This window comes from Mesonia aquimarina (assembly GCF_003667275.1).
Lineage (GTDB): Bacteria > Bacteroidota > Bacteroidia > Flavobacteriales > Flavobacteriaceae > Mesonia > Mesonia aquimarina.
Map to the genome: position 1 here is coordinate 218,818 of NZ_RCNV01000001.1, position 18,373 is coordinate 237,190.

Annotated in this window: 18 protein-coding genes; 7 read left to right on the plus strand and 11 right to left on the minus strand. The window is 30.8% G+C overall.

Annotation, left to right across the window (positions count from 1 at the left end; translation table 11 throughout):
• The first annotated feature begins 23 nt into the window (after positions 1 to 23).
• The gene (locus tag D9R05_RS01095; RefSeq protein ID WP_121665376.1) at positions 24 to 413 is read left to right on the plus strand and encodes an acyl-CoA thioesterase; all 390 of its coding nucleotides are present in this window, start codon (positions 24 to 26) and stop codon (positions 411 to 413) included.
• On the opposite strand, the gene D9R05_RS01100 is transcribed toward D9R05_RS01095, so the two are convergent.
• Both D9R05_RS01100 and D9R05_RS01105 read right to left on the minus strand, forming a co-directional pair.
• A complete protein-coding gene (locus D9R05_RS01100) occupies positions 414 to 1,466 on the minus strand; it encodes an endonuclease/exonuclease/phosphatase family protein (RefSeq protein ID WP_121665377.1) in 1,053 nt (350 codons plus the stop codon). It abuts the gene before it with no gap.
• Positions 1,463 to 1,747, minus strand: a complete 285-nt coding sequence (locus D9R05_RS01105; protein ID WP_121665378.1) for a DUF3817 domain-containing protein — start codon at positions 1,745 to 1,747, stop codon at positions 1,463 to 1,465. Before D9R05_RS01105 ends, D9R05_RS01100 begins: the two co-directional genes overlap by 4 nt.
• A gap of 139 nt (positions 1,748 to 1,886) precedes the next feature.
• Between D9R05_RS01105 and galE the strand changes: the two genes are divergently transcribed.
• Positions 1,887 to 2,900 (plus strand): UDP-glucose 4-epimerase GalE, encoded by a 1,014-nt coding sequence (gene galE, locus D9R05_RS01110; RefSeq protein ID WP_121665379.1) that lies wholly within the window; start codon positions 1,887 to 1,889, stop codon positions 2,898 to 2,900.
• 3 nt (positions 2,901 to 2,903) lie between these two features.
• Here the strand turns inward: galE and D9R05_RS01115 are convergent, their stop codons facing one another.
• Positions 2,904 to 3,059, minus strand: a complete 156-nt coding sequence (locus D9R05_RS01115) for a YqaE/Pmp3 family membrane protein (protein ID WP_121665380.1) — start codon at positions 3,057 to 3,059, stop codon at positions 2,904 to 2,906.
• A 116-nt stretch (positions 3,060 to 3,175) separates the two neighbouring features.
• Positions 3,176 to 3,553 (minus strand): hypothetical protein, encoded by a 378-nt coding sequence (locus tag D9R05_RS01120; protein ID WP_121665381.1) that lies wholly within the window; start codon positions 3,551 to 3,553, stop codon positions 3,176 to 3,178.
• Positions 3,554 to 3,820: 267 nt separating this feature from the next.
• Between D9R05_RS01120 and D9R05_RS01125 the strand changes: the two genes are divergently transcribed.
• Positions 3,821 to 5,320: a DEAD/DEAH box helicase gene (locus tag D9R05_RS01125; protein ID WP_121665382.1), complete on the plus strand. Its 1,500-nt coding sequence runs from the start codon at positions 3,821 to 3,823 to the stop codon at positions 5,318 to 5,320.
• A 146-nt stretch (positions 5,321 to 5,466) separates the two neighbouring features.
• On the opposite strand, the gene D9R05_RS01130 is transcribed toward D9R05_RS01125, so the two are convergent.
• The 4 genes from D9R05_RS01130 to D9R05_RS01145 all read right to left on the minus strand — a co-directional run bounded on the left by D9R05_RS01130 (position 5,467) and on the right by D9R05_RS01145 (position 8,744).
• Positions 5,467 to 6,282: an HAEPLYID family protein gene (locus D9R05_RS01130; protein ID WP_121665383.1), complete on the minus strand. Its 816-nt coding sequence runs from the start codon at positions 6,280 to 6,282 to the stop codon at positions 5,467 to 5,469.
• Between the two features lie 46 nt (positions 6,283 to 6,328).
• Positions 6,329 to 6,721, minus strand: a complete 393-nt coding sequence (locus tag D9R05_RS01135) for a hypothetical protein (protein ID WP_121665384.1) — start codon at positions 6,719 to 6,721, stop codon at positions 6,329 to 6,331.
• An 18-nt stretch (positions 6,722 to 6,739) separates the two neighbouring features.
• Complete coding sequence (locus tag D9R05_RS01140) at positions 6,740 to 7,363, minus strand: YqaA family protein (RefSeq protein WP_121665385.1); 624 nt, start codon at positions 7,361 to 7,363, stop codon at positions 6,740 to 6,742.
• An 82-nt stretch (positions 7,364 to 7,445) separates the two neighbouring features.
• Positions 7,446 to 8,744 (minus strand): mechanosensitive ion channel family protein, encoded by a 1,299-nt coding sequence (locus D9R05_RS01145; protein ID WP_121665386.1) that lies wholly within the window; start codon positions 8,742 to 8,744, stop codon positions 7,446 to 7,448.
• Positions 8,745 to 8,882: 138 nt separating this feature from the next.
• On the opposite strand from D9R05_RS01145, the gene D9R05_RS01150 reads away from it, so the two are divergent.
• The gene (locus D9R05_RS01150; RefSeq protein ID WP_121665387.1) at positions 8,883 to 11,105 is read left to right on the plus strand and encodes an FUSC family protein; all 2,223 of its coding nucleotides are present in this window, start codon (positions 8,883 to 8,885) and stop codon (positions 11,103 to 11,105) included.
• 7 nt (positions 11,106 to 11,112) lie between these two features.
• Positions 11,113 to 12,000, plus strand: a complete 888-nt coding sequence (locus D9R05_RS01155; protein ID WP_121665388.1) for an SdiA-regulated domain-containing protein — start codon at positions 11,113 to 11,115, stop codon at positions 11,998 to 12,000.
• Positions 12,001 to 12,438: 438 nt separating this feature from the next.
• Here D9R05_RS01155 and D9R05_RS01165 read toward each other — a convergent pair whose 3' ends face one another.
• Both D9R05_RS01165 and D9R05_RS01170 read right to left on the minus strand, forming a co-directional pair.
• Positions 12,439 to 14,730, minus strand: coding sequence for a transglycosylase domain-containing protein (locus D9R05_RS01165; RefSeq protein WP_121665390.1), 2,292 nt, complete (start codon positions 14,728 to 14,730; stop codon positions 12,439 to 12,441).
• Positions 14,731 to 14,788: 58 nt separating this feature from the next.
• Positions 14,789 to 15,568 (minus strand): DUF1206 domain-containing protein, encoded by a 780-nt coding sequence (locus D9R05_RS01170; protein ID WP_121665391.1) that lies wholly within the window; start codon positions 15,566 to 15,568, stop codon positions 14,789 to 14,791.
• Positions 15,569 to 15,727: 159 nt separating this feature from the next.
• On the opposite strand from D9R05_RS01170, the gene D9R05_RS01175 reads away from it, so the two are divergent.
• Together D9R05_RS01175 and D9R05_RS01180 are read left to right on the plus strand one after the other, a co-directional pair.
• Positions 15,728 to 16,456 (plus strand): SDR family oxidoreductase, encoded by a 729-nt coding sequence (locus D9R05_RS01175; protein ID WP_121665392.1) that lies wholly within the window; start codon positions 15,728 to 15,730, stop codon positions 16,454 to 16,456.
• 2 nt (positions 16,457 to 16,458) lie between these two features.
• Positions 16,459 to 17,412, plus strand: coding sequence for an aldo/keto reductase (locus D9R05_RS01180; protein ID WP_121665393.1), 954 nt, complete (start codon positions 16,459 to 16,461; stop codon positions 17,410 to 17,412).
• Between the two features lie 30 nt (positions 17,413 to 17,442).
• On the opposite strand, the gene D9R05_RS01185 is transcribed toward D9R05_RS01180, so the two are convergent.
• Positions 17,443 to 18,309, minus strand: a complete 867-nt coding sequence (locus D9R05_RS01185; protein ID WP_121665394.1) for a sigma-70 family RNA polymerase sigma factor — start codon at positions 18,307 to 18,309, stop codon at positions 17,443 to 17,445.
• Positions 18,310 to 18,373 lie beyond the last annotated feature (64 nt).

An 18,373-nucleotide genomic window follows, 5' to 3' on the forward strand; every position in this document is an offset into this window, starting at 1 on the left:
TCTATATATTTGAAATAAAAAATATGAGATTTCACACAAGAAAATGGATAAAACCTGAAGATTTAAATCCAAATGGAACTTTATTTGGTGGAAGATTATTAGAGTGGATTGATGAAGAAGCTGCACTTTACGCAATTATTCAGCTTGAAAATCCTAAAACGGTAACTGCTTATATGAGTGAAATAAGCTTTAGAAGCTCTGCAAAAAAAGGTGATATTATAGAAATCGGAATTGAGGTTTTAAAATTTGGCACCTCTTCTTTAACATTAACCTGCGAAGTAAGAAACAAAATGACTCACGAGAGTATAATTGCTGTAGATAAAATTATTATGGTTAGTTTAGACGAAAACGGAAAACCAAAACCCCACGGTAAGACAAAAATAGAATATGTAAAAGATCGCTTAGCAGAATAATTAGTGCTTTGCTTTCTTTATTTCTTTATTAATTTTTTCGAGCTCCTTTTCATTCAACTTTTTCTTTTTTGAATTGGTGGTTGAAAATTTTTCTAAATTGAGTTTCGCATAAATAGGAAAATGATCAGAATCAATATCTTTTAAACGTTTCATTTTACTAAGCGTAAAATGGTTTGAGGAAAATATATGGTCTAACGGCCAACGCAACAAGAAGTTATTGGCATTATATGTTGAATAAAAACCACGACCTACTCGAGGGTCTAACAAACCACTAATTTCTTGAAACTCTTGCGTGGTTTTTGACCAAGCTACATCATTAAAATCACCAATTACAAGAATTGGTAAATTGCTTTTTCTTGCTTTTTTGGCAATTAGCATCATTTCTCCATCACGATCTGTAGATCTCGGATTATGTTGTGGAGAGGGTGGAGTAGGATGTGTAGCGTAAAGTTGTATAATCTTACCCGAATCCATTTTTAATTTTGAATTAATAGACGGAATAGTATCCGAAATTAAAAAATTTACTTCCGGATTTATAAGTTCCTTCTTAGAATATAAAAGCATTCCGTAAGTGTTTTCTAAAGGGCATTCCACTCGATAAGGATAGGTAGTTAAAGCATTTTTCATACTATCTCTCCAAGTTTCATTAGCTTCCATTAATAAAACCAAATCTGGTTTTTGCTCAGCAATTATATTTTTTAATTTTTGATACTGATTATTTTTCTGTAAAACATTTGAAGCCAAAATGCTAATAGAATTTTTTTCTGAGGAAGCATTTTTTATTTCATGACTGGAAAACGGCGTATACGGCACTATTTTGGTCATTTGAAAAATAAAACAGGCCGATAAAATTAATATAAAGCCATAATCTTTTTTTAACTTGATATCGAATTTAAAAAAGTAAAAAAGTATAGCAAAAAGAGTTAATGCGGTAAGTTGCCCGTGGGGAAAATCAAAAATACGTATCCACCAAAAATTAGCAGTAAATAAAGGAATAATAGTTAGAATGATGGCTAAAACTCCAAAGGATACTAATACATTTTTTAACTTCATTTAGGTAAATATTTTCGCTCTACAAAAAAAGGACCTAAGGGCAATATAGAGCAAAAAATTGTGATACCAAGTATTTTTAAAGACCAGTTTAACTTTTCATACATCCAATAAGCACCAATTACATAAAGTACAAACAATATACCATGTGCCATACCAACGATTCTCACCATTTCTGGTTGATCAAAAAAATATTTTAACGGCATTGCAATTAGTAATAAAACTAAAAATGAAATTGCTTCCAAGGTGCTAATTACTTTAAAAATTTTCAGTTGTTTATCCATTACAAGTTTTTTGCAAAGATATACTTTATGCGTGTTTTTCACTTAAGATAAATTATGGTTAATTGTTAATTTTTTGCTTCTTAACCTTGCAGTAAGTTTTAAAAAAGTTTGTTATGTTTGTTAGAAATACTGCTGATTTATGAAAATTTTAGTTACCGGAGGATTGGGTTTTATAGGTTCACATACCGTTGTATGTTTATTAAACCAAGGTTTTGAAGTTACTATAATAGATAACTTGTCTAACTCGTCTATTTCGGTTTTAGAAGGTATAACAAGAATTACGCAAGAATCTCCTACATTTTCTAGAATAGATTTAAGAGATAAGCAAAAAGTAGCTGATTTTTTTGAAGTTAATCAAGATATAGACGGTGTTATTCATTTTGCTGCATCAAAAGCAGTTGGTGAAAGTGTAGAAAAGCCATTGTTGTATTACGAAAACAATATTAATACGTTGGTTTATGTGCTTCAAGAAATGCGTAGAAAACAATTGAGTAATTTTATTTTTAGTTCATCTTGTACTGTATATGGTCAGGCTGACAATTTACCAATTACAGAGGAAGCTCCTATAAAAAAAGCTGAATCTCCCTATGGAAACACGAAGCAAATAGGCGAGCGTATTATTAGTGATTATGCAAAAGATCATAAATATTTTAAAGCAATAGCACTTCGATATTTTAATCCCGTTGGGGCTCACCCTTCAGCAGAAATAGGAGAGTTACCTATTGGTGTTCCTCAAAATTTAATTCCTTTTATTACACAAACCGCGGCAGGAAAACGTGATATGTTATCTGTTTTTGGAGATGATTATCCTACTGAAGATGGAACCTGCATTCGAGATTATATACATGTAATGGATCTAGCTGAAGCTCACGTAGTAGCTTTGAAACGATTATTAAATAAAAATAATGGCCAAAATTATGAAGTATTTAATTTAGGTACAGGAAAAGGAAATTCTGTTTTAGAAGTTATTAAAACATTTGAAAAAGTTACGCAACAAAAGTTACCCTATAAAATAACAGCTAGAAGAGAAGGAGATATTATTTCTGCTTATGCAGATACTCAAAAAGCAAACTCTGTTTTAGGTTGGAAATCTAAATATAATTTAGCTGATGCATTAAAAAGTGCATGGAAATGGCAACAAAAACAAGAATAAAACTTATTTACTGTTTACATATAAAGCGTGAACGGCGCCAGGAAGCCAAAATATCAAGGTTAAAATTAAATTGATTAAAAAGTCTTTTCCTAAACCTTTGTTTAAAAAAACAGCAAGAGGCGGAATAAGAACGCTAAGAATGATTGTAAGTATAGACATTGATTGTTTTTTTTAAAAGTACAATCTCTTATTCATTCTATAATTTTTTTAAAGATAATTATAACAAAAAATTAGGCTTCTTCTTAAAAAGAAAAAATCGGGATAAACCCGATTTTTTAATAATCATAATCTTGTAAAGCTTTGTTGTATTCCCTAATTTCTTCTATGTTTAGTTTGTTGTCTGCGTCTTTTATAAGCGACATTAAATACATTAAACTTTCTTCTGGTTTTGCCGGTTGAATTTCTACAGGAGCTTCATCTTCATCTTCGCTCTCTATCGGTTCATCTTCAGGAATTGGAATATCAAATGTATAGTATTCTTCTAGATGTTCATAAGTTAAACGTAATGCTTTAGCAATAACCGGACGTTTTTCTTCAATGGCATAAGGACGCAATTCTTTTAGATCGCTTACCAAAGTATTAGTGATAATTCCGGCATGATCTAAATCATCTAGAATTTTTTTTATAAGTTTTTGTGCTTTCTGATTATTCAAAATGGTCTGTTTTTTGCATTTATGTAATTGCAAAAATAGCAGAAATCAAACTAAATAGAAGGAAATTAAACTAGAAAAATAGAAGTTTTTTTAGTTGGGGTTTTAGTTCAATTTTATTGAATAAAACAAGCTTGTTAAGCGTTTGATTAGCAAGCTATAAAGAGGATGTTTTTATAATTCAGTAAAAATTATTTCGATAAACCTTTAAAACTCCTTAATTTTGCAGGATTTTAATTTTAAAAATACACCTTAAGCAGGAAAGATTTTATGGCTGAAAAAGTTGTTGAAAAGGAATTATACGATTATCAAGAAAGAGATTTAAACAAGATTTTTAATTATCTAGAGGACGCTCCAGATAATTATAATTTATTGTACCAATTGCCCACAGGTGGAGGGAAAACTGTAGTATTTTCTGAAATTGTGCGTCGGTATATTGAGCAAACTAACAAAAAGGTGGTTATTTTAACTCACCGAATAGAATTATGTAAGCAGACTTCTAAAATGCTGAATGGCTTTGGGGTACGCAACAAAATTATTAACAGTAAGGTTAAAGATTTACCAGATCAAGATGAATTTCAGTGTTTTGTTGCAATGGTAGAAACCTTAAATAATAGGTTGAGTGATGATAAACTTGAGGTTTCTAATGTTGGTTTAGTCATTATTGATGAGGCTCACTACAACTCGTTTACAAAATTGTTTAAATATTTTGAAGAATCTTTTATTCTTGGGGTAACTGCAACGCCATTAAGCTCTAACATCAAATTACCGATGAAGGATAACTACAAAGAGCTTATTGTAGGAAATTCTATTCCGTCTCTTATTCAAAAAGGCTTTCTAGCAAAAGCAAATACGTATAGTTATGATGTTGGTTTAGGTTCACTTCAAATAGGAATTAACGGAGATTATACCGTTAAATCTTCTGAAGACTTGTATACAAATTTTAGTATGCAAGAAAAATTAGTGCAAGCTTATGAAGAGCGCTGTAAAGGCAAAAAGACCTTAATTTTTAATAACGGTATAAACACCTCGTGGTATGTTTACCAGACTTTTAGAGATGCGGGATATGAAATTAAACATTTAGATAACACGCACAGTAAAAAAGAACGTAAAGCTATTTTAAAATGGTTTAGAGAAAAACCGGATGCTATATTAACTTCGGTAAGTATTTTAACAACAGGTTTTGATGAACCTACGGTTGAAAATATTATACTAAATCGTGCCACAAAATCACTTACATTGTATTACCAAATGATTGGACGTGGTTCTAGGAAGCTTCCCGGTAAAGATGTATTTAGCGTTATAGATTTAGGAAATAACGCAGCTAGATTTGGACTTTGGGATGCGCCGGTAGATTGGCAATTAATATTTAAAAATCCAGATTATTTCTTAGAAAATATTACCAGTGATGAAGCTATTGAGCGTGAGTTTAAATACCAAATGCCAGAGGAAACTCGTGAGCTCTTTAAAAATTCTGAATCTATAGAATTTGATATTAAAGAGGCTTATGAAAAAGCGATGGATAACGGACAAAAATCTAAAGCTGTTTTAGAAGAATCTATCAATCAACATGCAAAAATGTGTGTAGAAAATAGTGAAGATGTTTTTGATGCGCGTATTTTAGCAAGAGAATTAAAAGATGATATTCGCGATCGTGTGAAGCGTTATTCTTACTGCATTATTAATAACACCAAAAATTACCGCGATTGGTTATTTGAAGACTATAACCGAAAATTACGATCTAAAATCAACGAGATTTTTCAAGATTAATAAAAACAAGCTGTCTAAAAAGGTGAAAAAAGCGTCATTCAGAATTTATTTTAGAATTTCATATTGATGAAATATAAACCAGTATGAGAACCTGAATCTAGTTCAGGTTGACAAAAATAGACTTTTTAGACAGCTTCTTTTTTCTTTTAATTTTTGGGTTCCCAAATTAACCGTAGAAAAGAACTAAATCGTTCATTCTCTCGTTCAATAGGGATACCAACTACTATTCCTATCATTAAATCTTCAGCTATTCCTAAACGCATTTGTGGTCGTAATGTCATATCAAAATCATTTTCCGCAAAGGTTTTGTTCATTTCTACACCTATAAAATTACGGGTTCCGGTTACCATATAATGAAAACTAGTGTTAACATCAAAAGTGGTTTCTAAAGAATTATCACTGAAATGTTGCTTAAACATTGGTCCTGTATAAATTAAAGAATGAAAATTACTCCCTAATCGTTTAGCAACAACTAAAAATGGATTGTAAACATTTCCATTTATTATAGGTTTTCCGAAGTTTTTAAAATTGGAAAATTCAAATTCATTAATGTATCCCAATGCCATGGAAAGCGTGTTTTTTTTGTCTACTAAAAAAGACCATTGGGCTGCAATTTTCAAACTTTCTAATTCATTTGAAGGAACACTTTTTGAAGAGGAGCCGTTTAATGGTGAATAAAATGTAAATGGTAATTCTACTTCTAATCCTAACCGATCAATCGGCGCCCATTCGTATTCAATTAATGCTTGATAAGAATCAAATTTTAAATTGTCAGTTAAACCTAAACCAACATTCCATTCCTTTTCACCCTTACGGGCTCCAAGATCTCTGATTAAGTCTATATAAAGAGGTTCTGCGTGTAAAACCTTTTCAGGTTTTGATTTTTTATTATTATCTGATTGTGCTCGCATAGGCAAAATTGAACATAGCATACCTATTATGAGAATAAATGAAATTTTCATTGAAAAAATATTGTTTAAAAATTAATAATTGTTTTATACTTAATTTTTAACAATAATTAGGTGGAGGGAGTTCTACTTTAAAATGTTTCTTTAGAACTTTTGGGGTGTAAATAGGAAACTTTATTTTTTTTGCATCAGGTAAATTAAAAGAAAATTTAGGTTGATTTGTTTCTGATAAGAATAAATCAATAGTTTTTACTTTTTGGGAAGTATGTTCTTCCGTATCCGTATTTTCATTTTCTTCTATAATATTATCCAGTTTAAAGATTTTTTCAAGTACTATTTCAACAATACTTTCTTGATCGTTATATTCATTTAAATCTTTTGAAAAATTAATTGTAGGATCTGGAGCATCTACACAGATATTAAGAAAATAGAATGCTAGAAATACCCAACAATAGTTGAGTATTTTTATATTCTTAAGTCTGTTATTAATCAAATTTAAAATTATTAAGATTTATTGTAGAGCTCCGAAAATTGCAATTCCGTATAAGAAGAATCGTAAAAAACGAAGTAAGCCAAAAAGCAAGTAACTTCCGAAAGGAAATTTAATAATTCCTGCGGCAATGCTTGAAACTGCAAAGGGAACCGGTAAAAGCGCACCAACTACAATTAAAAAACCTCCCCATTTACGCATATTTTTTATATGCTTTTCCATTTTTACTTCTAAGTAAACAAATACAGAAGGAATGCTTGCAATTCCTCTTCCTATAAAATAAGAAACTATGCCTCCTAAATATGAAAGTGTAGCTAATAATCCGAGAAATAGATTTGGATAATCTGATTTTCCTGACCACGCAATAAATATTTCGGGCGGAATTAATCCTAAAATAGATTCTGATGCAAAAAAGACAGCTAATACGCCAATAGGAGGGAAGTTATCGGTTATATAAACTAAAACGTCTTCAATATCAATAACAAAAAAGTGAATACATATTAACGCAATAATAAAAATCACGATAGGAATAGCCGCTTTTAGTAAGCTTTTACCTACAAATGAATAAAAACCGGTATACGAATAATACTGGTGTAGTAATTTCCATCTGGGTTTTCTATTTGGCTTTTTTCTTTTTTTTGTCATAGTGTTTTCAAAGCTGCAAAATTAGTGTCTTATTCTAGCTTATACAAGTTTTATCCCGTTAATAATTTGTTAGTAAAACCGACTATTTAGGGTCTGTTACCGATGATTTCTCTGTATTATTTTGATTAGAAAAATCTGAAAAATCTTTACCGGTTGGATATTCAAAAAGTTCAAGTTCAAAATAAGTTACGGCAGCCAGTAAATGATCAAAAATATCGCCGATAATATGTTCGTAATTTTTCCAAACCTTGTCTTTGCTAAATGCATAAATTTCTAAGGGAATACCTTTTGGCGTTGGTTCTAATTGACGAGCCATAATCATCATTTCTTTATTAATTGCAGAATGCTGATTAATATACTCGTCTACATATTTTCTAAAAACACCAAAATTTGTCATATTCCGGCCGTTTAATAAAAGTTTTTTATTGGCATTTTTTTCTTGATTAAAATCTTGAATATCTTTTTGTCTATCGTTTAAATAAGCAGAGATTAGTTGAATTTCTTTTAATTTTTCAACTTTTTCTTCTGTTAAAAAATGAATGCTATTTGATTTGATAAGTAAGGAACGTTTAATTCGTCTTCCTCCGGAAACACTCATTCCACGCCAGTTTTTAAACGAATCTGAAATTAGGTAGTAGGTTGGAATTGTGGTTATCGTATTATCAAAATTTCTAACTTTTACGGAAGATAAATTAATTTCTATAACGTCACCATCGGCACCATATTTTTCCATAGAAATCCAATCGCCAATTCTTACGGTATCATTTACAGAAACTTGAATACTAGCTACAAATCCTAAAATTGAATCTTTAAAAATTAGTAAGATAACCGCAGAAATAGCACCCAAAGCGGTTAAAAATTCAATCATAGATTTTCCGGTAAGAATAGAAAAGATGAATAAAATCCCTATAAACCAAGTAAAAATCATAATTACTTGAATATAGCTTTCTATAGGTTTATCTTTAAAACTGTTTAGAGATTTTAAAAAGTCTTTAAAAGTCAGCATTAAACTACGTATAAACCAGATAATGATGACCACCGTTATGACGGAAATTACAGATGAAGCTTCATCACTAAAATGACCAAAATCTGCTAAAACTTCCGGTAGTAAACGTCTAAAAATTAATAAGGTGATTAGATGTGTAAAATGGCTAATTACTTTATTGTCGTATAAATAATCATCAAATTTTGTACGCGTTTTTTTTGCTAATTTTATAAGAAAGCTAGTAAAAATCTTTCGTAATAAAGCATTAACGATGTAAAGTACTATAAAAAGAATTAGTAAGTTTAAAAATAAATTAGCCCAAATAGCACTTTGCTCAGACCAACCTAATTCTTTAAAAACCGAATAAAAATAATGTGCTATATTTTTTAACTCCATAAAAATAATTCTATTGTAAAAATACTTTGCTTAAATGGTTTTATCAATAAGTTTAGCATAACCTTTAAACTATTCTTAAATTTAAAGTAAAAACCAAGGCATTAAAATACCTTTGCTAAAAAAACTAACCAATTTTTAATGCAATTTCAAGCTGCAAAAGTATCATTTTTACGCTATCTAAAAGGCACAGATTTAGCAAAAGCTTTTTTATTGGCTATTGCAGCTATAATTCCAATAAGTTTAGCTAACTATTTTGGTAATATTTCTATAGGAATTGGGATGACAATTGGTGTGTTATTGTGTGCACCAAGCGATGTTCCAGGAAATTTAAGGCATCGATTTTTCGGGATGCTTTTTGCCGCATTTTTTGGTGTTTTTGCTAGTTTATGCATCGGTTATTCCAAGCCTATTTTGTGGTTAAACTTGCCCTTGTTTTTTATACTCACTTTTTTTATATCCTACTTTTCTGTCTATGGCTTTCGAGCTTCCTTAATTTCTTTAGCAGGCTTACTGGCTATGGTTTTGGGTTATGCTAATTTGGGAGAAAACAGCGTATGGTTTCATGCTGTATTAATTGGTTGCGGAAGTTTATGGTATATTTTTATAAGTACTATTTTTTTAAAGTTAAGACCCAAAAAACATCTTGAAGTTCAATTAGGTGAAACGGCAGAAAAAACAGCAGAATTGTTACGCTTAAGCGGAAAATTACTGACTGATAAAAACCAAAGGGAAACGCTAAAAAAAGAACAGTTTACACTGCAAACCAATATAAATGATTTGCACGAAAGCATTCGCGAAGCATTACTAAGCAACCGTCAACGTTCTGGAGCTTCAAATTCTTCTCGTAGAAAATTACTTATTTTTATAGATCTTGTAGATATTTTAGAATTGAGTTTAGCGCATCCGGTAAATTTTAAATTAGTTGATGAATTATTTGAAGAAGACCCAGCTATAATTTTAAAATACAAAGCTTTAACTGATGAGTTAAGCAATAAACTACAACATATTTCTGCAGTATTTTTAGACAACCAAAAAGTAAATTTTTCAGCAAACGCCTCAAAAATTATTACTTCTATAGAAAAAAATATTCAAACTTTTTACGAGAAAAACGATGAAATAAAAGCCCGTCCGAGTTTACTTTTATTACGAAATATTCTTGATTTTGAAAAAAAACAACTTCAAAAAATTCAATCTATACAACGGGTTTTAGGAAATATAGAAAAGCGAAATCAGCTTAGTTTAAAAGCCTCTGAAGCCAAACAATTTATTACGCCAACAGATTACAGTTTTAGAATTTTACGAGAAAATTTCAGTTTCAATTCGCCTATGTTTCGTCATGCATTACGTTTAGCGTTTTTAATGCTTATAGGTATTTTAATTGGTGATTTTCTTCAACTACAAAATTCATACTGGATTTTACTCACTATTGTAGTGATAATGCGCCCAAGTTATGGATTAACAAAAGAGCGTTCTAAAAAGAGGATTATAGGTACATTTTTAGGCGGACTTGTAGCAGTTTTACTTATTTACCTAATTCACAATCCATTTGTTTACGCCATCCTTGCCATTATAGCATTGATTTTAGCTTTTTCTATGATTCAGAAAAACTATGCTAGCGCTGCAGCTTTTATTACCTTAAATGTTGTTTTTATTTATGCTTTATTGCAACCAAATGCTATTGCTGTAATTCAGTATAGAATTATTGATACTTTTATTGGTGCAGGATTAGCCGTAATTGGTAATTTATTTTTATGGCCAACTTGGGAGTATAAAGAAATCAATAAAACCATTAGTAAAGCAATTGAAGCAAATATTGATTACTTAAAAGAAATTGATGCTTATTATCATAAAAAAGGAGAATTACCCGCAAGTTATAAGCTAAAACGAAAGCAAGCTTTTTTAGCTATGGGAAATTTAAGTGCAGCTTTTCAACGGATGACGCAAGAACCAAAATCTAAGCAAAAGGCGTACAAAACAGTTTATCGCTACACCACTTTAAATCACACATTTTTATCTTCTTTGGCAAGTTTAGGTACATTTATCCGGAATCATAAAACAACAGAAGCTTCGGTTTATTTTGAAACTTATGTTTCTAACATTATGGTTAACTTGTCCAAAACAATAGAAAAATTAACACGAGAAAAATCGGCAGAAAAAATTGAAACTAAAAATTTTGATGAAGCAGAATTATTTATTCGTCGGCAAGAAAAAGAATTAGAGCGCTTACGTGGAGAAGAAATTAAGATAGGAAAACAAAAAATTAGCCTAACTTTAAGAACAAATATGCAAGAAATTCAGTTAATTTCTGAACAGCTAAAATGGCTCTATGAAGTTTCGCAGAATTTAAAAAATATAAAATAAATCATTTATGAATCGCTATTTTAAAAGTCCACCATTTTTTATAACCCTAGGAATTTTAATTTTTGTAAGCGCTATGTATTTTGCCTTTAAAGCTAAATATGAAATAAACTTTGAAAATCCTACCGATGTTAATGTGATTAATCGATGGGAAATGCCCGAGTTGTTAATTGAAGTTTCCGGGATTGCATATATAGATAAAAACCACTTGGCTTGCATACAAGATGAAGATGGTTATATTTTTATATATAATTTGACCAGTAAAAAAATTGAACGAAAATTTAAATTCGGTCCCGCTGGCGATTACGAAGGAATCACCTTAGTAGGAAATACAGCTTATGTCTTGCGTAGCGATGCAAGAATTTTTGAAGTTTCAGATATAACCAGCGAAAACCCAACCACCATAGATCATGAAACCCCTTTGAATGATGAATATGATTTTGAAGGAATTTGTTATGATAAAAAAAATAATAGGCTGTTATTAGCTTTTAAGGAAGAGAATCCGGAGAAGGAAAAAAAATACAAGAGTATTTTTGAGTTTGGTTTAGAAGATAAACGCTTAAAACGCGAACCGGTTTACAAGATACAGTACAACAATAAAATGTTTAAAGAATTGCAACATTTTGATACTGATAAAGTATTTAACCCCTCAGAAATTGGTATTCACCCTAAAACCGGCGATATTTATATTCTTGATGGTGTAAATCCAAAAATGCTAATTTTAGATAAAAACTGGAAAGAAAAAGCACTCTATGTTTTTGATCCGGGTATTTTTACACAACCTGAAGGATTAACTTTTTCTAAAGAAGGAAAAATGTTTATTGCCAATGAAGGCGGCTGGAATCCTGCAAACATTTTAGAAGTTTCTTTAGAAGATACAAGTTTAGAAAAGAAATAGTCTGGCTATAAATGTAATGAAGTATGCTAAATAAGTTTTGGAGTTATTATAAAAATAATAAGCTAATTACTGCTTTAAATTTTCTTTTACTCATAATTTTAATAGTTCCGTATTCTTATAGGTATTGCAGAATTGAAAATTCAGATAAATTAGGTTGGAATGTAAATTATGTTATTGATGGCGTAGATTTACCAATTTTGTATGGGGGCGTAGTATTCTTAACTTTATTATTTCAAATAATCCAACATAAAACAATTAGACAAATTATATTGATATTACTCCTATTAATAACGCTTTGTTGGTTTTATTTGATATTTGTCGCCATTTTTACTGATAGTGAAAGATTTATTTCAGGAATGGCATCTTACTTATGCTTATTGTTATTCCCTTTAACGTTAATAATGTTGTTATTTAGAAAGAAATGAATTAAAAACTAAATCAATCTTTTTCCTTATCATCTTTTTTTCCCTTAAGAAATGAGAAAAAACCGCCATCTTTTTCTTCTTCTTCAAATTTCTTTTCTTTCTTCTCTTTGCCTCCAAAAAGACGTTTAAAGAAACCATCTTTTTTGGCAGTATCACAGTCTAACATTTTTAAAATATCATCAGAAGGTTCATCAAATTTAGCTTGCGTTATGGAGTTAAAATTTTTATTAGCATTCATTTTTTGCATCATTTTTGCGAAAATCGGTAAGGCAGAATTTGCACCTTGTCCTAATCCGGTAGAAGAAAATCCTATTCTATGATCATCATTTCCTACCCAAACCACGGTCACTAATTTTGGTGTTACACCTACAAACCAGCCGTCTTTATTGTCTTGTGTAGTTCCTGTTTTTCCGGCAATATCGTTACGTAAATTATAAGTTGAGCGCAATCGTTTGGCAGTTCCTTCATTTACCGTGCTTTGCATTATTTCTACCATCAAATCTCTCGTTTCATTACTAAAAGCTTTTTCGGTAGATTTTTCAGGAGAAAATTCAGCTAAAGTCTTTCCATTTTTATCTTCAATTTTTGTGATGAAAAATGGAGTAGAAGGGGAGCTGTTATTTACAAAGGAAGTATAAGCTTTTGCTAACTCAGCTAAATGCAGTTCAGCAGATCCTAACGCAATAGAAGGAACTTCTTTAATCTCACTTTCAATACCCATTTTTTGAGCTTGAGAAATTACATTGTTAATTCCTGTTTCTTGTAAAACTTTTACGGCTATGGTATTTATAGATCTACTCAATGCAAATTCAATAGAATAGTTTAAATCTTCATCATATTTATCTGAAGCATTTGTAGGCGTCCAATTTTTTTCATCGGTATAAGTAACAGCTTTTATAGAAAAATGTTCGCAAGGATCCATTCCATTTTCTAAAGCGGCTGTATATACAATTGGCTTAAAAGTGGAGCCAACTTGTCGTTTGCTTTGCAAGACGTGATCATAATTAAAATAGCGGTAATCTATACCGCCAATATAAGCTCTAACTGCACCGGATTGTGGTTCTAATGCTAAAAGTCCTGAGTTTAAAAATTTTAAGTAATGTGCTAAACTATCTAAGGTTGAAATATTTTCTACTCGATTTCCTTCCCAATTAAATACTTCAGTTTTTTTCGCAATTTTTAAAGAATCAATAATTTGCTCTTCCTTTAAACCTTGCTTTTTTAATTTTTTAGCCAAACTTATTTGAAGTTTTTCATCTAGCCAAGGTGCATTTTTTCCGTAAGCATTTTCAAATGCAGCTTGTAGTTTTTGCATATGTTCTTTCATGGCCTCCTCTGCATACTGCTGCAATTGATGATCTAAAGTGGTGTAAACTTTTAATCCATCGGTGTTGATGTTATAAGAAGATCCATCAGCTTTTTTTATTGATTTTTCTTCTAAAACTTTTTCTAGTTGTCGTTTGATTTGTTGTTTAAAATAAGCTGCAGATCCGTCTGAAGTAGCATAGTCTTGATAATCTAATTCTATTTTACTTTGCATAGCTTGTCTACTGCTAGCTTCAGAAATGTAACCGTATTTGGTCATTTGTTGCAGAACTACATCTCTGCGTAACTGACTTCGTTCAGGAAATAATCGTGGATTATAACTATGATTTGCTTTTAAACTGCCAATTAAAGTTGCTGCTTCAGGTAGATTTAACTCAGAAGTTGGGCTATTAAAGAACTTATTAGCAGCACTTTCTATTCCGTAAGTATTGTCGCTAAAAGGAACTGTATTTAAGTATAGAGTTAAAATTTCTTTTTTAGAATAAATTTCTTCAATTCGCTTAGCTACAATACTTTCACGTACTTTATTTACAACAATACTTAAATAGCCGTAATCATTTCTTCCGTATAAGTTTTTAGCTAATTGAAGTGTAATTGTACTTCCGCCACCGGAAGATTCGTCAGATAATAAAATGGTTTTAAAAAATACTCGAAGTAAACTTTTATTGTCTACGCCGTCATGTTCATAAAAGCGAACATCTTCTGTTGCAATTAAGGCATCTATTAAATGTTGCGGAAAATCATTATAAGCAATAGACTCACGATCGTAGGTGTAAAATTTACCAATTAAAACTTCGTCTTTATCTAATACTTGTGTTGCTTGGCTTTGGTTAAGTTGTGCCAATTCTTTTACGGAAGGAATTTTTCCCCATAAACCAAAATATATACTGGCGTAAAAGCCAAAAAATAAAATTAGTAGTCCCAAAATAATTCGTGAACCCCATTTTACCCAACGGTTTTTAAAAAGCTTTTTCATCATAATTTACAAAGAAAATATATATTTTTTGTTAAACTTTTCTTTTGTAAAGAGTTTAACATTAAGCTTTGTTTTTTTCAAAAGAATGATAACGAGAAAGGCTTATAATGAAAATACCATAACTTAGTAAACCTGCGGCTGTAATTGCCATTAAAAGTCCGCCGTATTCAGAATCTCTTAAAAAAGAGAAAGCCTCTTTTGTTCCTTTAATGTTTTCATTTCCTGTAACAAATCCTGCGCGTAAAAAAAAATAAGCTATAATTCCTACTACCACAGCACGTGCATAAAAACCTAAATAGCCTAGATATTTTATAATTTTATAAGCTTTTAAATCTTTAATATGAAAATTTTCTAACACCTTACCCTGCAGTGCTTTAATTAAGTGAAAAATTGCTTTTCCAGCTAAACTTAATCCTATAATTATAAAAAGAATACTAACCAATTGCTGATCAAATTTATCTAATAAAAATGAACTAGAATTAGATCCGCCAGAAGAAAAAACGTGCTTTAATGCTAAACCAGCAATAGCAATGTAAGCAAAAGCACTAATAAAAAGTCCTATTTTTTCAAAAATACCTTTGGTAGAATTACCAATGTTCTCAGGATCTTGAAATACTTGTATAAATCGCCAAATAGCATAAGATAATAAACCTGCTGCAAGCGCAATTAATAATACTTTTCCGAACGGTTGTTTTTTTATAAAATCTAATGCCTGACTTTTGCCAGAAGTATCACCTCCTAAATTTAAAGCTGCCAGTAAAGTTAAAAAGCCAACAATTGCGTAAATAAATCCCATGGAAATAAATCCAGTTCTTGCAATTATTTTTGTAGAATTATTCATAAAATTTAGATATTTCAGAAAGATACTATAGTTTTTTGAAGAAAAAGTACCACTATAAAATTTAACAAGTATTTATTACACGTTAAAAACTTCCTAAACCAAAATATTTCACACCGATTTCAATGTTCAGTTTTTATCTTTATAAAAAAACAAAACAATATGAATAAATTACAAAATAAAGTAGCATTAGTTACCGGAGGTAGTAAAGGAATTGGTTATGGCGTTGCCGAAGCACTTTTAGCCGAAGGGATAAACGTAGCAGTAACCAGCAGGTCTTTGCAATCTGCAGAAGATGCGGCAGATAAATTAAATAAAAATAATTCAGCAAAAGCCATAGGAGTAAAGGCTGATGTGAGAAATTTGATTGATCAAGAAGAAGCTGTTAGAAAAATTATTCAGGAATTTGGTCAGTTGGATTTTGTAATTGCCAATGCCGGCTTAGGACATTTTGGAAATATTACTGAAATAACAGATAAACAATGGCGTGAAACAATCGATACCAATTTAACCGGAGTTTTTTATACCGCTAAATCTACTGTTGAAGAGCTTAAAAAATCAAAAGGATATTTTATTAGTATTTCAAGTTTAGCAGGTACCAATTTTTTCCCTGGCGGAACCGCATACAATGCTAGTAAATTTGGGTTAACCGGTTTTACACAAGCCTTAATGTTAGATTTACGTCAAGATGGTGTAAGCGTTTCTACTATTATGCCGGGTTCAGTTTCAACCTATTTTAATGGAAATAATCCTGAAGAAAAACAAGAAAATGAAGCTTGGAAAATTCAGAAAGAAGATTTAGGTGAATTGGTTGTTGATCTATTTAAAATGAACAAACGCAGCTTGCCAAGTAAAATTGAAATTAGACCATCACAACCGCCAAAAAAATAAAAATGGAACTTAAAAAATTAGGAAATACAAAACTTGAAACACCGCCAATTGTCTTTGGGGGAAACGTTTTTGGTTGGACCTTAAACGAAAAAGAGTCTTTTAGAATTCTTGATGAACTTTTTGACAAAGGCTTTAGATGCATAGATACTGCAGATGTTTATTCGCGTTGGGCCAGCGGTAACGAAGGTGGAGAATCTGAACGAATTATCGGGAAATGGATGAAAGATCGTAACTGCAGAAACCAAATCACGCTAGCTACAAAAGTTGGTTCGAGTATGGAGCAGGGGGGAAGTAAAGATATTTCTAAAAAGCATATTTTAAATGCTGCAACAGACTCCTTAAAACGACTACAAACTGATCATATAGATTTGTATTTCACACATTGGGATGATGAAAAGACACCAGTAACAGAAACATTATCTGCCTATGAACAGCTTATAAAAGAAGGTAAAGTTAGATATATTGGTGCCTCAAATTTATCGGCAGATCGATTAGAAGATTCATTAAAAGCAGCTAAAGAAAATAGTTTGCCAAAATATGAAGTTTTTCAACCGGAATATAATTTATTAGAACGCGAACATTTTGAGAAAAATATTAAACCTGTTTGTGATAATTATAATTTATCGGTTACTAATTATTTTTCTTTAGCCAGCGGATTTTTAACCGGTAAATATCGAAAAGAATCTGATTTTGAAGGAAAAGCTCGTAAAGATTTCGTTGAAAAATATTTAAATAGAAGAGGTTTAGAAACCTTAAACACTTTAGATGAAATTGCAGAAGCACATAAAACAACCAATGCATCTGTAGCTTTAGCTTGGCTAATGCAACAACCGAGTATTACAGCACCAATTGCAAGTGCCACAAAATCTTCTCATATAAATGCTTTTATAAAAGCAATAGAGTTAAATCTTTCTAAGGAAGAAATAGGAAGATTAAATGAAGTAAGTAAAAAATAAAAAAAAGCCCCAAATTTTGGGGCTTAAAATTTATCCTAAATATTTTTTTAATATTTTATTTTTAGACTGATGTTTTAATCGTCTAATTCCTTTTTCTCTGATTTGGCGAACACGCTCTCTACTTAAATCAAACGTATCACCAATTTCTTGTAAAGTCATTGCGGGTTGATTTCCAATTCCGTAATTTAAACGAATTACGTCTGCTTCTCTTGTAGATAAAGTATCTAAGGCTCTATTAATTTCAATACTTAAAGAGTCTAGCATTAAATTATCGTCTGGTGTTGGAGACTCCCCAGAACTTAATACATCATATAAGTTAGAATCATTTTCACCTTCTTTAAAAGGCGCATCCATAGATAAATGACGACCAGAATTTTTCATAGCGGCTTTTACCTGAGAAATTGCCATATCTAATTCTTTTGCAACTTCTTCAGCAGAAGGCGGACGCTGCAAGGCTTGTTCTAAATGAGAATAAGTTTTGTTGATTTTATTAATGACTCCAATTTTATTTAATGGAAGTCTAACCACACGAGATTGTTCTGCAAGTGCTTGAAGAATAGATTGTCTAATCCACCAAACAGCGTAAGAAATAAACTTAAATCCTCTAGTTTCATCAAATCGTTTAGCAGCTTTTACCAAACCAACATTTCCTTCATTAATTAAATCAGGTAGTTTTAAACCTTGATTTTGATATTGTTTTGCTACAGAAACAACAAACCTTAAGTTTGCATTGGTCAACTTTTCCAAGGCTCTTTGGTCACCTTCTCTAATCTTTTGAGCTAATTCCACTTCTTCTTCAGCGGTAATTAACTCTACCTTACTAATGTCTTGAAGGTACTTATCTAGTGATTTGGATTCACGATTGGTAACCTGCTTGGTAATTTTAAGCTGTCTCATATATTAGGATTTGTTTTTGTATGTTATCAAGTTTTATTATACTAAAAACGATTGATATAACCAA